This is a genomic window from Clostridioides sp. ES-S-0190-01, assembly GCF_020658275.1.
Lineage (GTDB): Bacteria > Bacillota > Clostridia > Peptostreptococcales > Peptostreptococcaceae > Clostridioides.
In genome coordinates, this window is record NZ_JACVWA010000015.1 from 281262 (window position 1) to 302499 (window position 21238).

20 protein-coding genes and 1 CRISPR repeat array are annotated in these 21238 nt (G+C 26.0%); of the genes, 1 reads left to right on the forward strand and 19 read right to left on the reverse strand.

From position 1 onward, the window contains the following. Positions 1–570: 570 nt before the first annotated feature. The 5 genes from IC214_RS04740 to IC214_RS04760 form a co-directional block, all read right to left on the reverse strand. Positions 571–1161 (reverse strand): dipicolinate synthase subunit B, encoded by a 591-nt coding sequence (locus tag IC214_RS04740; RefSeq protein WP_227433958.1) that lies wholly within the window; start codon positions 1159–1161, stop codon positions 571–573. A gap of 2 nt (positions 1162–1163) precedes the next feature. Next, complete coding sequence (gene dpsA, locus IC214_RS04745; protein ID WP_227482028.1) at positions 1164–2039, reverse strand: dipicolinate synthase subunit DpsA; 876 nt, start codon at positions 2037–2039, stop codon at positions 1164–1166. A gap of 69 nt (positions 2040–2108) precedes the next feature. Next, complete coding sequence (locus IC214_RS04750) at positions 2109–3500, reverse strand: AMP-binding protein (protein ID WP_227482027.1); 1392 nt, start codon at positions 3498–3500, stop codon at positions 2109–2111. A gap of 3 nt (positions 3501–3503) precedes the next feature. Then, positions 3504–4640 (reverse strand): acetyl-CoA C-acyltransferase, encoded by a 1137-nt coding sequence (locus IC214_RS04755; protein WP_227866311.1) that lies wholly within the window; start codon positions 4638–4640, stop codon positions 3504–3506. A 19-nt stretch (positions 4641–4659) separates the two neighbouring features. Beyond that, a complete protein-coding gene (locus tag IC214_RS04760; protein ID WP_227433954.1) occupies positions 4660–5205 on the reverse strand; it encodes a biotin transporter BioY in 546 nt (181 codons plus the stop codon). A gap of 294 nt (positions 5206–5499) precedes the next feature. Here IC214_RS04760 and IC214_RS04765 point away from each other — a divergent pair, with 294 nt between their 5' ends. Then, positions 5500–6279 (forward strand): hypothetical protein, encoded by a 780-nt coding sequence (locus IC214_RS04765; RefSeq protein WP_227824358.1) that lies wholly within the window; start codon positions 5500–5502, stop codon positions 6277–6279. Positions 6280–6496: 217 nt separating this feature from the next. On the opposite strand, the gene IC214_RS04770 is transcribed toward IC214_RS04765, so the two are convergent. The 14 genes from IC214_RS04770 to IC214_RS04835 all read right to left on the reverse strand — a co-directional run bounded on the left by IC214_RS04770 (position 6497) and on the right by IC214_RS04835 (position 21201). Continuing rightward, complete coding sequence (locus IC214_RS04770; protein ID WP_227830896.1) at positions 6497–6880, reverse strand: hypothetical protein; 384 nt, start codon at positions 6878–6880, stop codon at positions 6497–6499. Then, entirely contained in the window at positions 6837–7058 is a 222-nt protein-coding gene (locus IC214_RS04775; RefSeq protein ID WP_227866312.1) for a hypothetical protein, read from the reverse strand. Before IC214_RS04775 ends, IC214_RS04770 begins: the two co-directional genes overlap by 44 nt. 275 nt (positions 7059–7333) lie before the next feature. Then, positions 7334–7768: an N-acetyltransferase gene (locus IC214_RS04780; protein WP_227433951.1), complete on the reverse strand. Its 435-nt coding sequence runs from the start codon at positions 7766–7768 to the stop codon at positions 7334–7336. A gap of 64 nt (positions 7769–7832) precedes the next feature. Beyond that, a CRISPR array of direct repeats spans positions 7833–8718; the repeat unit is 29 nt; unit sequence CTTTACATACCACTTAGTTAATATAAAAC. 183 nt (positions 8719–8901) lie between these two features. Beyond that, positions 8902–9168 carry a CRISPR-associated endonuclease Cas2 gene (cas2, locus tag IC214_RS04785; RefSeq protein WP_227433950.1) on the reverse strand — a complete coding sequence of 89 codons (267 nt, stop codon included), beginning with the start codon at positions 9166–9168 and terminating at the stop codon, positions 8902–8904. A gap of 3 nt (positions 9169–9171) precedes the next feature. Next, complete coding sequence (cas1b, locus tag IC214_RS04790; protein WP_227433949.1) at positions 9172–10152, reverse strand: type I-B CRISPR-associated endonuclease Cas1b; 981 nt, start codon at positions 10150–10152, stop codon at positions 9172–9174. Positions 10153–10154: 2 nt separating this feature from the next. Beyond that, complete coding sequence (cas4, locus tag IC214_RS04795; protein WP_227433995.1) at positions 10155–10706, reverse strand: CRISPR-associated protein Cas4; 552 nt, start codon at positions 10704–10706, stop codon at positions 10155–10157. 14 nt (positions 10707–10720) lie between these two features. After that, a complete protein-coding gene (gene cas3 / locus IC214_RS04800) occupies positions 10721–13042 on the reverse strand; it encodes a CRISPR-associated helicase Cas3' (RefSeq protein WP_227866313.1) in 2322 nt (773 codons plus the stop codon). After that, complete coding sequence (gene cas5b, locus IC214_RS04805; RefSeq protein ID WP_227433947.1) at positions 13029–13754, reverse strand: type I-B CRISPR-associated protein Cas5b; 726 nt, start codon at positions 13752–13754, stop codon at positions 13029–13031. The genes cas3 and cas5b overlap by 14 nt, the downstream gene beginning before the upstream one ends. Position 13755: 1 nt before the next feature. After that, positions 13756–14670, reverse strand: a complete 915-nt coding sequence (gene cas7i, locus IC214_RS04810) for a type I-B CRISPR-associated protein Cas7/Cst2/DevR (protein WP_227433946.1) — start codon at positions 14668–14670, stop codon at positions 13756–13758. A 1-nt stretch (position 14671) separates the two neighbouring features. Beyond that, positions 14672–16528, reverse strand: coding sequence for a type I-B CRISPR-associated protein Cas8b1/Cst1 (gene cas8a1 / locus IC214_RS04815; RefSeq protein WP_227482022.1), 1857 nt, complete (start codon positions 16526–16528; stop codon positions 14672–14674). A 5-nt stretch (positions 16529–16533) separates the two neighbouring features. Further along, positions 16534–17271 (reverse strand): CRISPR-associated endoribonuclease Cas6, encoded by a 738-nt coding sequence (gene cas6, locus IC214_RS04820; protein WP_227433944.1) that lies wholly within the window; start codon positions 17269–17271, stop codon positions 16534–16536. A 78-nt stretch (positions 17272–17349) separates the two neighbouring features. After that, positions 17350–18267, reverse strand: coding sequence for a helix-turn-helix transcriptional regulator (locus IC214_RS04825; protein WP_227855195.1), 918 nt, complete (start codon positions 18265–18267; stop codon positions 17350–17352). Positions 18268–18538: 271 nt separating this feature from the next. Beyond that, positions 18539–20455 carry an ABC transporter permease gene (locus IC214_RS04830; RefSeq protein WP_227866314.1) on the reverse strand — a complete coding sequence of 639 codons (1917 nt, stop codon included), beginning with the start codon at positions 20453–20455 and terminating at the stop codon, positions 18539–18541. Beyond that, the gene (locus tag IC214_RS04835) at positions 20455–21201 is read right to left on the reverse strand and encodes an ABC transporter ATP-binding protein (protein WP_227866315.1); all 747 of its coding nucleotides are present in this window, start codon (positions 21199–21201) and stop codon (positions 20455–20457) included. Before IC214_RS04835 ends, IC214_RS04830 begins: the two co-directional genes overlap by 1 nt. Between the last annotated feature and the right edge of the window lie 37 nt (positions 21202–21238).

Sequence of the window (21238 nt, forward strand, 5' to 3'; positions counted from 1 at the left end):
ATTATAGTCTGTTCTTTATTAGCCATTTCAATGCCCTCCTAGAATAGTATAATCTTCTTTTTCTGTTAATTTATTAACAGTATAGCATGTTATCTTTGCATTTTCAAGTTATTTTTTTAACATTTTATTTTTTGTTTAGTATTATATTATTTATATTAATAATAATATACTTTACAAATATCTAGATTAATTATATATTACTTTATTTTTTATATAAATCGTGAATAAATTCATCTCAACGCTTAAGGATAACGTTATTATTTTAACACTTATATTTTCATTTTTTTAATGAAAAAATCAAAAGATTTTTTTCAAGTATAGTATTGTATAAAAGTTATAAAGAAAAAAATACATTAAGAAGAAAATAAAGACTTAAAGAGTAAATTAAATACTCTGAGGTATGCAAACAGTTATAATATGTATTATAATTAGAGATATACACACTGATAATTTTTATATACTGTGAAATAAAATATATTTAATATGTTACAAGTTAAAGTCCAGCAAATAAGATTGCTGGACTTTGTTAATATTACTAAATATACATGTATATCAGATTACATCATTAATCTATTGATGTGGACTTTTTATAACAGGTTGTAACTGTTTATTATCAAGAGCAAGCTCTATTGTTGGAATTATTAACTCTGTATGTGCAATCATAGAATTAGGCTTTGCATTACAATTATCTTGACCAAAAGGTACAAAATATATGTTTTTAGAGTTAAGAAGAGTTCCAATGTTTTTGAAATTAAAACTTAGAGCATCATTAGTTGATATTGATACTACAAGTGGTTTATCATTGCGAAGATGACCTTTTGCTGCCATCAATACTGGAGAGTCTGTAATGCCATTTGCTAGCTTAGCAGCAGTATTTCCAGTACAAGGGGCTATTATTATAATATCAGCAATTCCTTTAGGTCCAAATGGTTCTGCTTCTTCAATTGTAACAATAGGTTTATTTCCTGTCAGTTCATATGCTTTTTTCATAAATTCCTCAGAATTTCCAAATCTACAATCTATATTTTGTGATACATCTGAAAATATAGTGTGTACATTTGCTCCTGCTTTTACCAAATTCTCTAACTCTATAAATATTTTATCATAAGTACAAAACGAACCAGTAAATCCTACTCCAATTGTAAGTCCTTCAAGTCTCATCTCTAATCCCTTCTTTCATTTATAATATTTTCTATAGCGTTAACAAGAATTTCACCAGATGTCTTTGGTGAGTATTTACCAGGAAGCCCAAGACAAAGATTTGCATTAATACCTAAATTTTGTGTAACAGAATAATCTAATCCACCAGGAGAAGAAGCTATATCTATAATAGTTACTTCTCTTGATACTTTTTCTAATTTTTCTTTTGTTAAAATACATTCTGGTATGGTATTAAAAATATAATCAAACTTTAAAAGATTTTCATCAAGTTGATTTAAAGAAATACTAGAATACCCAAATGCATTAGCCGTACTCCTTGCATCATTATTTCTTGCTCCAACACATACATTTGCATCTAAAGCATATAATTTTTTAGCAAGTATTTGTGCACACCTTCCAAAGCCTAGTACTAGACAGTTACTTTGGTGCATATTGATTAGACTTCTTTTAATCGCTTCTGCTATAGCTCCTTCAGCTGTAGCAACTGCATTTAAAATAGCAACATCATTCATCTTCATAAAATCATAAACCTGAATAGAGTGTTGCTCACAAAATTTGTAAACTTTAGTTGGTATGTTTCCTCCAAATAGTATTTGATTAGGAGATAAGTTAATTAACAAGTTATCAATAGTAGCATCGAGACAACCATCAGTATTTTCAATACTAAATTGATTTTTTGTAAATGGAATTGGACATAAAATAATGGAACTTTTGGATAGTGCTTCAGCTAGTGAAGTTGCTTTTCCAGCGATTCCATTTATAATTTCATTTGCTATTCCATATATAACTACAGAATATCCTTTATTAATTAGTTTTTTTACCATGTACACTTGTCGCAGGTCTCCGCCTATAACAGTTATATCGTATTGATTTGACATATTGTAAGCCTCCTTTACTATATACAATATGTTTTTATCAATATATTGGTTCACTAAAATTATTAAATATTATACTTCTAACATTTCTAATAGTGCCAATCTATCTATCTTTTCAGAAGATGTATATGGTAATGAATCTAAAAAAATAATTTTTCTTGGAATTTCATTTCTAATTAAATAATTTCTAATCATAATCAATAAATCCTTTTTTGTAATCTTACCTATGGTTGTTACAAATAATGCAATTTGACTTCCCCTTATAGTATCTAAATAAGGTAATGCAACTGCATCTTCAACTTGAGGAATTCTTTTTACTATATTTTCAAGTTTGATAGAACTGACTTTAAATCCACCAATGTTTACAACATCATCACTTCTTCCTTCAAATATCAAATATCCATCATCATCAAAATATCCAATGTCATTGACAGAATAAGGCTCTGATGCATTATATACTGCATATTTGGTATTTACAAAAATTATTCCATCCTTAATATATACATCTATTTTTGGAAATGGTTTACCTACACTTAGTGGTTTCTCAATCAATTCATCATAACACAAATATGTAATGTAGTTTAATTCACTTGCTCCATAATATAAAATGATTTCAGAATCTGGCATATATTTTTTTATTTTTATTGCTGTATCCTCAAACAACAATTGAGAACCTGTAAAAACACTTCTAACCTTAACTATTATCTCACTTAAATATTTAACCAGTAACTGAAGCTTTGTAGGTATAAGATATATATTAGTTATATTATATTGTTTTATTACATTTATCCATGTTTTACAATTTAAACCTGAATTTATTACAACACTACCACCTTCATATAGTACTGACATTATAGAATTTAGATTTCCTGTAAAACTAAGTGTTCCATTGATAAATAAAATAGAGTCCTCAGAAATATGGAAAATTTCATTTTGTATAGGAAAAAATCCAGCCCAGCTTTCATATGTTCTATATAATACTTTTGGTACATTTGTAGAGCCTGAAGATAAAGCTCCCATACAAATCTCTTTATCTAAATAGTTTAAAATATTATTATATTGATATACATTTATACTATAATGTTCTGTAGAAGAATTAGCTACCTTTAATATTCTATTGCAACTACCATTAGATAAATCATTTATATCTATATTCTCATCGGATATAACAATTGAAATATTATTCTTTATTAAAATATCACTTAATACTATTTTAGAAAGATTATAATGACAAATGATAGGAACATTATTTGAATAGTTAACACCTAAAAAACTTACTAATTGGAACTTTATATTTTTAGAATAAATTAAAACAGGAATATTTTCACCTATAGAAATCTGTCTCCCAATCTCCTCACTATCTCTTAATATATTGTCATAAGTATACTTTTCTCCATCTATAATCAAAAAATCTTTATCTTTATAGTTGTTTCTTTTTACTTTTAAAAGTTCATAGTAATTCATAATCTACACCCTTTCAATCAATAAAGCAGAACCCAATCCTCCAGCAGCTGCTATAGAGCAAATTCCATACTTTCCATTAGTCTTTTCAAGTGCTTTTAAAAGATGTAACGCAATAATTGCACCAGAAGCACCATATGGATGACCATATGCTAAAGCCCCTCCAAATATATTATATCTATCAATTAATTCTGGATATTTTCTTTGAAATAAAACATCTATAACTGCAAATGCTTCATTAAATTCAATAGCAGATATGTCCATATAGTTAAGCTTTTCTATATCCAAAAGCCTCTCCATAGCTTTTATAGCAGATGTTGGACTTAATTGTGGCTCTGTTCCTATTGTACAAGAATTGATAACTTTAGCCTTTGGATTCTTTTTTGTATTCTCTAAATATTTTTTAGAACACAGAATAAGAAATGAAGCCCCATCATTAATAAGACATGCATTTGCTGCATTTGTAATACTTCCCTTTCCTAAAATTGAAGGTATCCTATCTAATAATCTTTGGCTCATTTTATCACGTATACCTTCATCATATGTATTGCTATCTATAGGAAATATAATATCTTCAAGAAATTTTTCTTCTCTTGTGTTTTTTGCTCTTCTATGACTTTCTTTCACCCAATAATCTAATTCTGCTTTCTCAATTTTATATAACTTTGCCACTCTTTCTGCACCTTCAAGCATACTATTCTCACTATTATTATCTGGAGAAAATTGAGCAACTGCATAGCTTGGATTATTAATATTATATCTCCTATCGTTTTTATGATATGTACGCATTGGTTGTAGAGAACTACTCTCAAAACCTCCTGCAATAATTAAATCGCATTGCCCAGATTTAATCTTTGAAAATGCTATATCTAAGCTCATCATAGCAGAAGCACATTGCATATCTACAGTAAAAGCAGGAACTTCACTTTCTATTCCCGCTGTTAAAATCATTAATCTTGTGATATTTCCTCCTGTACCAACTGCATTTCCACATATAATCTCATCAATCTTATCAATCTCATACTTTTCAATTAGGTGTTTTAAAACCTTTGCTCCTAGTAATTCTGGTTGAACACATTGAAAAATTCCATTTTTTAGACCAATATGACTTCTTAATCCTCCTAATATAAAAACATCTTCCATACATTATATCCTCTCTTCATCATAGATTTCTTTTTAGTACGTTATTTAATTTAACACCTAAAAAAGATGCAATAATTGCTTTTATTGTATCTCCAATTAAAAATGGTACAACAGCTGCAAAAAGTGCTGCTTCTACTGTCATTTGATTAAAGTAACACATAAATACTGTTCCCATAAAATATATAATAGGCATACCAACAAAAATTGTTATTGGTATATATCTCTTAATATCATTATTTTTACCTTTTAATAAGCTAATAATTAGTGCTGCAAATAAGAATCCAAAATAAAAACCACCTGTTGGACTTAGTAATTTACCAATTCCAGATGCTCCTCCTCCAAATACAGGTATTCCAATTAAACCTATCATTATGTATACACCAACTGTACTAAATGCTTGTCTTGGTGTTAATATTAAAGCTATTAGATTTATCATTATTGTTTGTGCTGTTACTCCTGCTGGTGTAAATGGTAATGGTATATATATGTATGATGATATACATAATAATGCTACACATATTGACATTTTAGTTAAATCTTGAATATTTACTCTATTATTTTTCATTTTCATAATTCCCTTCATATGTCTTATTCAATTTAGTTTATATGTACATATACAAATCTTCTATTAAAGCTTTGTTTTAGTATAAAAGAAAGCTGTTTTTTTGTCAACCTAAAACATTATATAGGTTTACATTCAATTTATAAGTAAACTTGCTTCTAATCCTTTATGTTTTAATGGTTATTTATAAAATTTTACTTATAAACAAATCTATTTGCCCTATACTTGTAAATTATAATATGATATATTTTATATGAGATTTTATTTCATATAATAAATTAACAAGGAAGTGACAATATGAAAACTAATGAAAATCAATTAAACAACATAGATAAAGAACTAGATGAACTTAGTAAAAAAGTTTATCTAGAATCCCCAGATTTTTGGATAAGTATTTCTGATAAGATAGTAGATAAAGTTTTTGATGAAATGTTATTATTTTTTGCAGTAAAATATGATTATTACAATATACTATCTTTTGCAATTGAAAACAATTATATAGATTTAAATATGCCATCAAAAAATAAAGACTATCCAGATATAATGAGTCATTTTTTATACACAGCAAAACAAAATAAAGATAAAAAGATTTACAATTACCTTTTAAACTTAAATAAAAAATATACCATAGGTGAAAACTCCTCTTTAGATGATTCAAATCGCAATACTGAAAAGGACACTTTTGAAAAAAAAGATGTATATATTCCAAAATATATGTGTCCAAATTGTAATACAAATATTTTTGATACAGGCTATAGAGTGTCAAATGATATAACATATAAATTTTCTTTTCAAGATGCTGAACCGATTGAAGTATCTAATGAGATTTCTTCTATTAAATGTTGTAATTGTGATAAATTAATAGAGAATGTAACTACTGACAAATTGTATAGTATATGTAAAATTCAAAACTGTGATAATTGTGGTTCTAGCTTAACTAAAGTAGGAATTATTGCAAAGAAAAAAATGGAGTTTAATGAGAATACTGAAGAATTTGGGTATGTTTCAACGTCTTATTGTTGTAGCAATTGTGGTTCTGAAATAGATTCTTCTCAACGAGAATATTTTAAGCTTTAATATTTTATATTTTAAAAATAATTTCAAATAAGAATACTATGTTATTAAATATTATTATAGAAATTTTTGTGGACATATTTGGAGATATAATTTAAATGCTTTTTGCATAGACACTTTAATGGTAATTAAAATTGCTATGAAATTAGATATTATTAGACTAATTTCATAGCAATTTTTAGTAATATAATTTTTATTAATTTTGGACAAATCTTATTTTCTATCTCTTTAATGTACCGACCATAACTCTTAAATCAATTGTTATATTAGATATCCCTGACTTTATCAACCTTAAAATCTCTTCTTCATCTAATGTTGATGTTAAAGGAGTCATTTTGACTAAATTCATTAAATTTAACACACTTATATCAGTTTTATAATTGATTCTATTTTCATAAACCACATTTAGATGTTTTTTAAATACAGCTACAATGTTTTTATTGTCATAATCATTATTCTTTATATTTCCATGTATACTTGTCCTTATTTCTTTTAAATAATTTGATTTTGGAACAATCTTTGCTATTATCCCATCATCAGTTAAAACCCTTGTAAATTCCTTATAATTTGCAGGAGAAATTATATTTAATATTTTTATCTTCATATAATTTATTTAAGAAATATCCTTCTCCACATCTAGCATCTAAAATGTGGTTATGCATTACATACTTTATTTCTTCTATTAAATTATCATATACTTTAGAATTATATATTTCATGTCTTGATTCAAATAATTCTTTATCATAAATAGTTCTAGTATTACTATTTAATTTAAATAGCACGAAATTAAGGCTACTTATATAAGGTATATTTTTCTATCTTATATAAAATCATGTTATAGGTTTTTGTAAAATAGCCACAACTTGTGCGCTATCCTCTTATTCTAAAATAATACATAAATGCTCTTTTATTCATTATTTTATCCTCCCATAGTTATATATTTTGTAATATTGATTAAATTACAAGCATATATAATTCATGATTTTAAAGTTTACTATTATAAAAATACATCTATTCGAGTAATAAATTCTTTTATTACTATTCTAATGTGAATATACTAAAGTTGTTTACTATATTCCATTATATATTCTTTAAATCCTGAATCTTCATTTATTTGTTCTTTTACTATATTAAAACCTTTTTTGCTATAAAATACAACTGCCTTTTTATTATCTTTATATACTGCTAAACTTAGATTTTTATATTCTTTAAGTGCATAGTCTAAAAGTTTACTTCCTATTCCTAAGTTTTGATAATTTGTACTTATAAACAATGCTCCTATAAATTCATTGTCTATAATACTTATAAATCCTTTTATTTCTTCTTCGTCATCATATACAAAAGTTTCAGATATAGGCATATATTCGTTTTTGACAGTATTGTAGTTATTTTTCCAATAATCTTTATTTATAAAATCATGTGCTTTGATTGTACTTTCTTCCCATATTTCCATTATTTTTTCTATATCTTTGTTATTTGATTTTCTTATCATAAATTTTATTTCACCTCATTTTTTTATTGCTTTCTTATTATTATTTATAGAATATGTATGTTTTATTTAGATATTATTTAGTTAATATAAAACCTAATAGCTTTGAAACTTCTTCTACTTTCCAATCCACTTTACATACCACTTAGTTAATATAAAACATGAAATGAGGAAATTAATAAAAAAAGGGGTAACTGTCTTTACATACCACTTAGTTAATATAAAACCAGCCTACACTATTAAGTGCGATAAAAAGAGGGGCTCTTTACATACCACTTAGTTAATATAAAACAACCTTATTTTCGAAGATAAAAAGGATGGTGAGATAACTTTACATACCACTTAGTTAATATAAAACGAGGAAGCCTACAACGAAAATGTTCTCGAAAAACATCTTTACATACCACTTAGTTAATATAAAACGTAGAACCTTATCCAATATAGACCTAGATGTTTACAACTTTACATACCACTTAGTTAATATAAAACAATGCCTGTATTATTAGATAAAAGACAACCTGATAAAGCTTTACATACCACTTAGTTAATATAAAACTTGGTATGTTAATAACTATTTACTTGTTTTTAAGTAACTTTACATACCACTTAGTTAATATAAAACGATTGCCAAAATAGCTTCATTATCTTCAATTCAGAAGGCTTTACATACCACTTAGTTAATATAAAACCTAAACTGGTGTAACAATCGTTTTGGTGAGTTTCGCTACTTTACATACCACTTAGTTAATATAAAACGTGATAAGGTGCAGACAGTATGGAATTTTAATTATACCTTTACATACCACTTAGTTAATATAAAACACAGTAAGTAAACAAAATAAAATACAAGGCGGGCTACTTTACATACCACTTAGTTAATATAAAACGGGGTTCTGTACAAAATATAATAAAAGGAGCAACAGGCTTTACATACCACTTAGTTAATATAAAACCCCAAAATAGGTCTAATTGAGTACATTGAAAATACTATACTCAAGCAATTACAATTAAATAAAAATATCAAATTTTGCAGTGAGCGAACAGTAGTGCAATTGATAATAATTATCACACACTCTCAATGCCTTATATTCCAACTGTTAAACCCTATTTTAGCATAAATTTCGCTCACTGCAAACCTATATAAACATTTCATCAGAATACTTATCAATACCATAACATTTCTTTTTAATTGAATTAGGATTTTTTATCTCATAAACATAAATAGAATCTTCACTATTATCAATAACCTTTTCTATTTCAGAAATACATTTATGTAACTTTCCATCAGTAATATCTCCTTCAAAAACAGAATTCTGTGTCCAAGTCAAATATTTTCTGAGTATTTTTCTAATCCTGTTTAGTGATTTAGGTTCAACAACATCATAAGTAACAATAACAAACATTCTCTACCACCATGCCTTTAAAACTTTATACTTTTCATCATTGATAAAATGTTTAATCAATTTATAACATTCTAACCTTATAAACATTCTATATGAAACTTTTCTATTAAGATTTCTATGTTTTATAGTTGTTTGCATCTTATTTTCAAATTCTTGTAAAAATTTCTTCTTTCCTTTTTCACTTAAATAACAAATTTTGTCCTGATATTCAAAATCACTCTTATTAATTCTTTTGTTATTAATCAAGCTAAAAATTATTGTATCAATTATAATAGGCTTGAAAATTTCTGCAATGTCTAAGCTTAAAGAAAATCTCTTTGTTGATGGTTCGTGTAAAAAGCTTATTGTAGGGTCAAGTTGTGTCTTATATATCTCACTTAAAACATTCGTATACATTATGCTATTTCCAAAAGACATAAGAGCATTTACTGGGTCTTTGGGAGGTCTTTTTTCTCTTTTATAAAACTCAAAATCATCTTTCAATATTTGATTAAATGATTTATAGTATGTTTTTCTTATTCTACCTTCTTTACCCATAAGTTCTGATATTTCTTTGACATCATTCAAACTATTTAGTTCATCTTTTATAGTATCAATTAAGCTTTCATCAACTTTGTAATACCTCATATTTCTTAAAATATGGTATGACGCACTTTCCACAAAGGATTTTGCTAAATATAGTCTTTCATTTTTATCTAAATAACAGGCTGATTGACATACTAAACTGAATCCTGATACATTTTTCTTCCTTGGGTAATATGTACCTGAATAATATCCATAGTAATTATAGAAATGAAGCATAACCCCATATTGACTTATATAATTTATCAGTTTTGTGTTTAAATCAACTTCGCCATATATATGAATATCATCAACTTGTTCTACTGGTAATATTTTTTTCTCACCTTCCAAATTATAATAGTAAATTGTATTTTCTTTTCTTTTTATATTACCATTACTTATAATATAATAATCTCTATACATTGTTACTCCTCCTTTACAAAACAAAATTCATAATAAGCACATTTTGTACAATAAGATTTCTTTTCAATTTTTGGAGGAGATAACTTCATATTTATTTCATTTATATTTATAAGTGTGTTTTCAATAATTCTTTCTTTTTCCTCTGTCAATATCAATTCTTCTTGCTTCTTTTCCTTAACGTAATTTATAGTTCCTTTTTTCTCTATACCCATACTATTCTTTAAATAGTATAAGTAATAGTATAACTGCATTTCATCTGCTTCTTTCATCTTTGAACTTATTTTCACTTCTTTTAGATACTCATCCTTTAATATATCTAGTTTTAAAATATCATCAATCAGCACTTCTTTATTTTTCATTCTTTTATATGAATCTTCATGTACTATCTTTCCAGATAATACCCTATTACTATTTTGTTCCATAGTTATTCCTTTAGAGAATAACCATAGTTTTCTTTTACATACATAATAATAATTTATCTTTACACCTTGAACTTTTAATACTTCTAAATCTATTGGCACAAACTCACCTTCTTTAGTAAATTTTAGCCACATTGTTAATATAAAAATCAAATAATTTGGTCTATTTCCTTATCTATAAGCACACCTTTACCAAATATCTGTTTTGTATGTTCATTTTCATGTATATCATATTTATATAAAAGTATCTTTAAATCTTCCAGACCTTTTACATCTATGTCCACTATATTTTGCTTAGCTTTATATTTTGGTATATTTACACTTTTTTTAACTATTTCTCTTCTAACTTTTTTTCTCTTATATTTTATTTCATGTATTAATTGTCTGTCTTCATTACTATATGCCTCTGTAAGTTCTTGCCCCAAATCTTTATAATCTTTTATTAAAGTTTCTTCAATTTTATTATATATATCCTCTGGGATTACTGTATATGCTTCAATATTTCTAAGTATACTTTGTGCCTCATCAGACCCTAAGCTATAGGGTGTTATAGTATCTAATATATTTAAAGCACGATTAAATTTTTCTTGAAAATCAGTTTTTTCTAAACTTTCTTTAGAATATAGTTTATCAACCATTTCTACTTTATCATCTTCTGTTATCTTAAAAAACTCTTTGTTCTTTATAGAAGCTTTCAATAACTCAAGTCCTTTTTCTACAATATCCTTATCATAAATACTGCCTATTCCTGTAGCTTTTTCTGTATATATAAATATATTTGGGCTATTTTCTTTATACTCACGGCTTCTATAACATCTCCCAAATCGTTGAAATAGACTATCAAGTGTTGAATTCTCTGTATGAAGCTCATCAAAATCAATGTCAAGGGATGCTTCTACTAATTGTGTTGTAATCCAAATTCCTTTACTATTACTACTTGTAAATTCTTTTATATATTTTTCTAACTTTGCTCTATCTTCTTGTATATACATAGAATGTAGAAGATTCACATTAATATCTATTCCTTTTGACTTAACTATCTCTTCTATTGATTCATATTTTTCTACAGCGCTTTTAACCGTATTTACTATTACTAAAACTTTTTTATTCATTCCACTTTGTATTATTTTTTCTAAATTTTCATCTATTGAATTTTTTACAATAGCTATACAATGTCTTATTTTTTTTGTATTGTATGTTGATTTAGCTATATTACTATTCATTACACCTCTTTTTCTTAGTTCGTCTATATATATAGTTGGCATGGTAGCTGTCATTATCATAAATTTTCCACCTATCTTATGTATCATCTCTATACCTTTTACCAATACAGCTGCTATTTCTGGTGAATATGCTTGTATCTCATCTATTACTACTTTTGAATATGCTAATGTTGAGTATACTTTTTCATACCCTCTATATAAAAAAGGAAATTTAAATATTTGGTCTATTGTAGAAAATGTCAACTTGCAAGATAATAGCTTTGCTAAATCTACAATCTCATTTGAATCTTCCTGATTACTTTCTTCCAGATAATCTATTGCTGTTGAATGTAACAATCCTAAGAATGTATCATTTGACTTTTCTAATCCAGCTATATTTTTAGTCCTATCAAATAAAGCATTTATACTTACCCTTAGTGGTAGTGTAAAAAATGCCTTATCTTTATCTATCCAAATTAAAGCGGTTTCTGTTTTCCCTATACCTGTAGAGGCTATCAATATTATATTTTTATCTCTATTAGATTTAGTAAATGATTGAGCTTCTCTTAAACTACCAAATTCTTTCATTAAATAATTCTCTGTGTGTTCTCCTATATTTATAACACTATTGCATTCCACAACTTCATGAGCAGAAGCACTATGGTCTAGCCTGTGAAGAATACCTTTTAACATAATATATAAATGATAGTATTTGTGATTTTTATCTATTCTTTTTATTACACTCTGTAGATACGCTTTACTTAATTGTTCTGTTCTTATTGGATATCTAACTTTAAATTCATGTTGTAACTCATAAACTTTATTTATTAAATCTTCATCTAATATTTTTTGTATTAAATTTCTAAAATCTTTATCTATAAATGTATCTCTTTCATGATGATATACAATAACTTGATTTAATACTGCTCTCAATTCTCTATCTTTTGACCTGTCTATACAACTATAATCAATAAATGCAGGAGAAAGATAATTATGACCTATATTATTTTCTAAATGAGTTACTATTTTAGATTCATTTGTTTCAATATACATTCTACTTCTTATTAGTTTTTGAAATGGAGAAAATGCTTTTCCAATATCATGAAATTCTATAACAAAATCAAGTAATTGCCAAAACTTATCTTTCTTTAGAAAATTTATACTATTTATATTTGTTCCATAGTATTCTCTTAACATGTTCATTTGTTTTAAAAGCTCATCAGTGTGTTCTCTCAGCGTTTCCACTGGATTAGATTTAGCATATAACATACTCTTCCTCCCAATTTATATTATTAAAATATAACAAATCTCCTTCATTATCTAATAATATATCTCCAACTGATATAGGAATTCCATCATCAACATAATAACTATCTACCTTATTCCAAACTCTTTTTTTATCTTCCTTAGCATTATTATCATAGTAATTATTAAGCCTGTAACTTATGCCCTCTATATATTCATCTTGTAAACTTGACTTTGGTATATATATAGGCATTCTTATATTATATTTTGATAACCTATAATTTTCATAATCATCTAACTGTATGTCCTCATCTACTTCAAATTTATTAACTTCTACAAATCTAATATCATTAATTCTTACTAAATCCTCTTTTCTACCTAATGATAAATGCTCACCACAATTTAATAAACTATCATATAAATTTTTTAATAATTCAAAATCTCCACCTATATGAATTATCAAATTTACATTCAATAACATATGACTGTTCATTGGCATAGACGTAACACTATCCTTTTTATAAAAATATGTTGTCTGATAATTATTAAATATACTTTCATATGTTCCTTGTACACTTATATTAAATGGTATATACTCTGTAGCATTTAATATTTTGTGAATTAATCCATTTACTGTAGAATATGGTGGCAGTGGATAAGTCTCTGTAATCTTCATAGCAAATGGTTTTTTATAGCATGCAGTTTCTTGAAATAAATCTAATTTCAAAACCTTCATATTAATTCACCTCATAATAGTCCTTTACTTCTTTAACTAGTTGCCCAAAAAATTTATCTACACTTAAAAAATTATCTTCAAATAACTCTTTAAACTCTTCTTTATTTGTAAATGCTCCATCTACCATACCCACATAGGTAAACTCTTTTAGACCCTTTCCTAAAAAAGTACCTCGAACTACTTCTTCTATAGATTGCTTATTTACTTTAAATCCATTTTTATCTCCTTTTAATTTAATTCTACCTAAGAAAAATGGATTTGCTATTTCATATACTCCTCCTACTACAAATAGAGGAGATAAATTTTCTTGTCTACCTCTAATATTTCTATTCAATATTTTTATTATTTCTAAAAATTCTACTACTCTCTTACATTTCTCTTTATTATCAAGTTCTATATCTCCATCCTTACCTATTTTAGATAAATCTATAGTCACTGTATATGTATAATAACTCAAATGTTGTTCTATGTTGGCAAGATTAGGGTGTTCTCCTATTCTATCTGCCAACCCTTTATTATTTAAAAAGTCCATATCGCTTCTATATGGCTCAAGAGAAATTGCATTACTCAATCTTATAGTAGCTTCTCTAGTCACTGAACCTCCTTTTTTATCTTTTTCATCTTTTTTATTTGTTTTCATATATCCAAATAGGTCCATTTCTTCTGATTCTTTTATACTTATATTATCTTTAAACTGAACTGTACCTTTTCCTTTATCTACAACCTGTAAATTCCAATTAAATAACTCTGCTGCTAATCTGACTATATCATATCTTAGACATTGACGAGATGCAAATGTATAGATATTTCCATCTCCTCTACTTAGTTTTTTTAATTCAGATATATTGGTTATTCCTTCACCATAGTTTAAGCTTTGAGCTTGCGTTATTACAGTAAAAGTTAATCCTCTTTTCATATTATTTTTCCTCCTTATTATCTACTTTTATATTTTTTCTATCACATTTTTCTGACATTAATCCCATTATAAATGCGTATCCTATAGCTTCAAAATCTAAATCATCTTCACTAAGCATCTGTAAAAATTCTTCTGGTGGAGTTTTTTCACTTGGTGAAAAAATTCTTAAAACTGTTTGAAAAAAATCATTCTTATTACCAACCTTAATCAAATTTAAAAGCTTGTATGTTATTCCTTCTATTTTATTTTTAGCATTCTTATCAATATAGTAATCATGTATTTCACAACCTGATTCATAAACTTTTTTTAACTTTTTATAATCCATTTTATACACTCCCCTCTTATAGTTATTTACTATTGTTCTTAATTCAACTAGTCTAAAGCAATCTGTTCCTGATATATTTGATTTATTACTACCTTCCATATCATTTTTAACTTTTTCTCTTAAAATATTATTAATTAAATGCTTCAAGTCCCTATTTTTTAAAAGTAAATCTAATACATTTGATTTAAGCTTATAATCATATATGCCTTGTATTTTTTTACTTGCCTTCCCATTTGTAAATATTTTTACTAAATATGTAGGAATATTAAAGTAATTTATTTTACACTTTTTAGCATCTATACTTGCTTTAAATTCTACAAAAAGAATATTCCTAAGTTGCCATTCACTTTTTAATTTATTTTCTTCTACTATACTTTTTATAAATTTATTAAAAAAGTTTTCATCTTTGGAATCCGATATCTCACTTTTCTGTAATTTTAACTCATTATTTCTCTCAAAAAGCTCATTTATTGAAGTATCCATGTTAACAAATAAATAAAACTCATTATCTTCATTGGATAAATAATTTTTTCTTGTATAAGTAGACCCTGCTGGAGTACAAAACAATATAAGTTTACAAACATCACATATTGATGATGTATACTCCTGATTCCAAAACATATTTCTAGAATTATTGGTACTTACTCCAAGTGGAGCAAAATTACTTTCTGAATACTCATCTAATATGCCTTTGTAGGAACCACACATTTCACATACTTCTAAACTATCCATATACTGTTTTATATCTTCTATACTTTTATTTTTCTTTATAAAGTTTTTATTTATTTCCTTCATAATTTTTTCTATAGTATTTATACTAGACTTACTAACTTTTTTTTCACTTACATCTTTAGCTATACTATCTAATCTATCATTCAAATAGTTTTTTAACTTATCATAGTTATTCTCTTCTAATAAATCCTCTAACTCCCCAAAATATATAATTTGTCTTAAATAATCATTAAACATTACCTTTTTTAATCCATATAAATCTAACTTAGCCTTAGCAACATTAAAAAAACTAACTTGTCCAAAATAATTATCTTGAACTACATATTTATAAAGATTAGCTGTAAGTCTATCATTTATTGATTTCATTTTAAATATATCCATAATCTCATCAATTAAAGTTTTTAATAAATCAAATTCATCATAACTTTTTATCTTAGACATAATATCTAGCTTTTCTTTTATCAAGTTAGAGTTATCTTCATCAAATTTTTTAACCTTATCATTTTGTTGCTTTATATTATCTTTAATTTTCTTAATTCCATCTTTGATTTTATCAGGCTTAGATTTAATAAAATTTATACTGTAATCGACACTCTTCCTAATCCTTTTTGATACATCATATTCATCCATGAAGTAATTAAAATAATACTCATGAAAGTTTTCAAGAAACGAACTATCAAATTCGATATAATCTTCCTTAATAAATATTTGTTTTTCAGTACCTGATTTTTTTAGTATATTTAGAAATCCAACTATTCCCATATTAAAGAACCAGTCACCCCTATAAACTCTTAGCTTCATTTATATCACCTCCATTCTAAAATATCTACATCCCCAAATCCTTGAGCTCGCCTAAATCCCACTCCTAAACTGTAGATAAGATTTAAATCGTCAATATCACCTTTCAATATAAACTTACCTTTGTAGCCATTAACATATTGATATTCCTTACCTGTTATTTTTTTAAACTCTCTTAAACTCTCTTTAACTACTACCTTTTTAAGAGCTATATTTTCAAACTCTAACTTTCTTTTTAATCCTTCTCCCCTATAGTTTTTGACAACTTCATTAGTTATATAGTTTAACTCTTCTATATATCTATCATCACTTATATCCAAAAATTTTCCTTCTTTAGATTTTATGCAGATTGGAGATAGAGCATTGAATAATACCATATCTTCTGTTATCTTCTTTTCTCTTGATAAATCTATTCTAATCCTTGTAAGTTCATAGTCTTTATATAAACATTTTTTAGAAGTTATTAATCCATTATATATATGGAAACCTAGTTCTAAATCTGGAGTACTTACATTCAATATTACTTTATCTTTGATAATAAAATGCTCACCTTCAATACTATATTTTTTTATATAAACTGAAAATGTGAAATTCTTAGTTTTTTTATTATGCTTTTCGTTATAATAGTACATGTCTTTATAATAATATTCACTAGACTTCCTTATTGCCTCTTTTATAATACTCATGAAGAGTGAATTATAAGATATTGGTATACAATCTGTACTAAATTCAATTTTCATTTTCATAATATCACCTCTCTCAACTACTATATTAACACTAGACCGTGAACTATACCTGTCTTAATATAAAACTAATTAAAAAAATTAGTAAAGTTTTCTCAATTTTTCAATTTCAGATAAGATATCATTCTTCAGTCTCTCAGGTTCTATGACTTCAACATAAGCTCCCATACTTAAAATCCAGCTTTTTATTTCCTCATAACCTCTCATTTTAGCTTTAAACAATATAGATTCTTCATCAACATCACTAATTTGTTGATTATTAACCCATACCTTTTCCCTTATAATTGTTGCAAATGGTTGCTTAATTTTTATAGCTATATTAATTTCTTCTCCTTTGTAAATACCTATACTATTCTTACTATATTCGTTCCAATTGAAATTTCTATCTACAATATATTTTTCGTCTAAAACAATATAATCTTTAATTCTACATAATTTAAAATCTATAAACTTAAGTCTTTTTTCACAAAAAGCTACCATATAAGTATCTGATTTATAGTTAAACAAACCATATGGATGTACAACTCTTTCACTATTTCCAGAATTCAAAGAATAATATTTTATCTTAATTTTACGTTTTGTTGTATATGCTCTAGTTATTTCATTGCATTTCTTTTTTTCAAATCCATAATCACAATTACATTTTGCTTGTATTGTGAAATAATCCATATATGTATCGCTTTTTTCCCCTGTATTTAATACTGCTTTTATTTTGTCTACAATATTATTAAATTCATTTTTATAAATATCATTATTATACTTTAGTTGTGAATTTATCATATCTAGAATTGAAACTTCATTATCTAATAATCTAATGTATGAAAGGCTATTACATTTATCTATTTCATAACCACCATAAATTCCAGGTGTTGAGTTTACAAATATGCCTGCTTGTTCCAAATATTCTTTGTAACTTTTTATTTGCCTTTCACTTACTTCCAACTCTTCTGCTAACTCTTTGCATTTCATTTTACCTCTACTTTGAATTAATATCATCATTCTCAATGCATTAGCTAATTTACTAATAAATAACACCCCCTAATAACATTAATTAATATTTTATATTATTTATTTCTACAGATATGTGCATATAACCTCTTTATACTTTATATAAGTAGAATATTTTTATAATTTTGACATTTATTATGTCATATTCGTATAGAATCTTAATAATTAATACAATAAAAAATATTACTGAAAAAATAAACATTTATAATTTCAGTAATATTAATTAATTTTAAACCTTTTTGTTATTAGTTAATTATATCCATTAAAAATTGACTAAATTTAATCTTATCTCTTTTAAATAACTATTTCTTACAAGTAAGAAATACACTATTTGAACTATAAACAAGCTTCCCATTACTAAAATCGCAGATGACGCAACCTCTATATCAAATGAATTTTTCAGTGCAGTAAGTGCAAATATCGAATGTATAACAGCTACTACATAAGGTAACAAAAACACAATCCCAATCTCAATGGTTGAAGCTCTCTTAATCTCCTTATATGTCATTCCCAATTTATTTAACTGTTCATACTTTTTCTTGTCAACTTGACAATCCATATAAAACTTATTATATAAGAAACTGCTTGTAGTAACAAAGAAAATTAAACCTATAAATATTGCTAAAAACATAAATGTAGAATATGTTAGTTTACCAGTTTCTATCATTAATTCTTTGGAGAAAAACAAATATGGTTGCATTCCAGACTCATTATCAAATTTATCTTCGAATTGTTTACATACATCTATAGTTTCACTTGAACCTTTTACCTCAAATGCTGAGAATCTATCTACTATAAATTTTGATTTTATACTATCATAAAAATTATCCTTTACCACATACATATTTTTATAATATGCTGGCATAACACATTCTTCTACCTGTTTTGCCACTCTTAAGCTTATATTCCCTATAATGACATTTTCTTTTACCTTTTTATTACTAGGTAGTCCTGATGAAAATAATGATATACATTCATTATCTTCAAAATTTATAGGCTTAACCCCTATACTCTTCGTAATTTCTAAGTACTTGGATTCTTTAATTATTCTTACATTAAAATCACTTTTCTTAGGAAATACAGTTTTAAATTCACCATTAACTCTTTCATAATATATACCTTCTTTTTTTAACTTACTTTCTATAAAACTCATTCTTTCCTTATCTTTCTCTTTACTATCAGGTTTATTAGTGTCATTATGCAGAGTCATTGTTGAATAATATATTGTGTTAGGGTATATTAAATTAATTTGACGTTTTACATCTTTCCAAAATGAGTAAACTGTACCTATAGCAGTGAATGCCACTGCAGAAGTTATAGTTATTAAAAAGAATATCCTAGCATTATCTTTTACCTTATAAATTAAATTTGAAATCCAAAGCATATTTGTATTTCTTCTATAAAAACTTTTCTTCATCTTCAATTTTTTTATAAAGTACACACTAAATTGAGAAAAGAATAAATAAGTTGCTACTATAGTAAGAGATGTAACTGGAACTAATCGTAAATAAGTTGTATACTGGTCAGTTGATGTAACAGCACTATAATATGCTATTACAAACAGGCAAATACTTAATATAGCAAGTATTAGTGATGTTTTAGGCTCTGGTTTTGGAGTTTTTGTACCTTTAAGTAACCTCAATACTTGATTTTCTTTAATTATAAAAGAAGTAAATATAGATGTTAATATAGCTAAAACCATAAAATAAATTAAAGTGGAAAACATTGCATTTAATGGTATATAAAAGTTTAGAGGTGATAATTCTAAAAAAGTAGACATAACTACTAAAAATACCTTTGAAAAAATTAAACCTACTATTATTCCAATTACAGAAGATACTATATTTATTACTATATTTTCTATAAGAACCAATTTCATTACTTGTCGTTTTGATATACCTGTAATATAGAGTATTCCAAACTCTTTATATCTACTTTTAAGAAAAACACTCACTGAATAAAATACAAAGAAGAATAAAAACAAATATGCAATTATTTTACTCATCTTAAGCCCTTCTTTTAAATAGTCAGGAAATTGAGATATATCTAAATCTGGATGACCTGTAAACATAATAAAAGAAAAAAGTAGTGACGAGGATATAACAATACTTGCTAAATATCCTAGATATGCTTTAATATTTCTTGAAATGTTATTAATGGCAAATTGTTTTATGTTCATTAATTATCTCCTCCCAATAATGTAAGCACATCCATTACTTCTTGATAAAATTGTTCTCTACTATTTTCCTTATATATTTCATTGTATATAGTTCCATCCTTTATAAATAAAATACGATTACAATAGCTTGCTGCTAATGGGTCATGAGTTACCATCATAGTAGTGACTTTATTGTCTTTATTTATCTTTTGAAATAGTTCCATTACAGTCTTGGATGACTTTGAATCTAAATTACCTGTTGGCTCATCTGCCAAGAGTATTGATGGTTTATTGATTAAGGCCCTAGCAATAGCAGTTCTTTGAGCTTGACCGCCAGACACTTCAAAAGTTCTTTTATTTAATAAATCTTCTATACCTAAAATTTTAGATACTTCATTTAGCTTTTCATCTTGCGCTTTTACACTTACCTTATCCAATGTCAATGGCAATACTATATTTTCGCCAATAGTTAAAGTATCTAATAGATTAAAATCTTGAAATACAAACCCCAATTCTCTTCGTCTAAATAATGCAAGTTCTTCACCTTTTAGTGATAATGGATTTTTACCTTTTAATTCTATTTTTCCTGTAGTTGGCTTATCTATAGTAGAAATCATATTTAAAAGAGTGGTCTTTCCACTTCCAGATGGTCCCATAATTCCTACAAATTCTCCATCATCTATACTAAAACTTATATTGTTTAATGCATTAAAAATCATTTTTTTACCATATACCTTGCTCAAATTACTCACAATTAAAGTTTTCATTATTTATAGCTCCTTTATAAGTTATAAAATGACATGC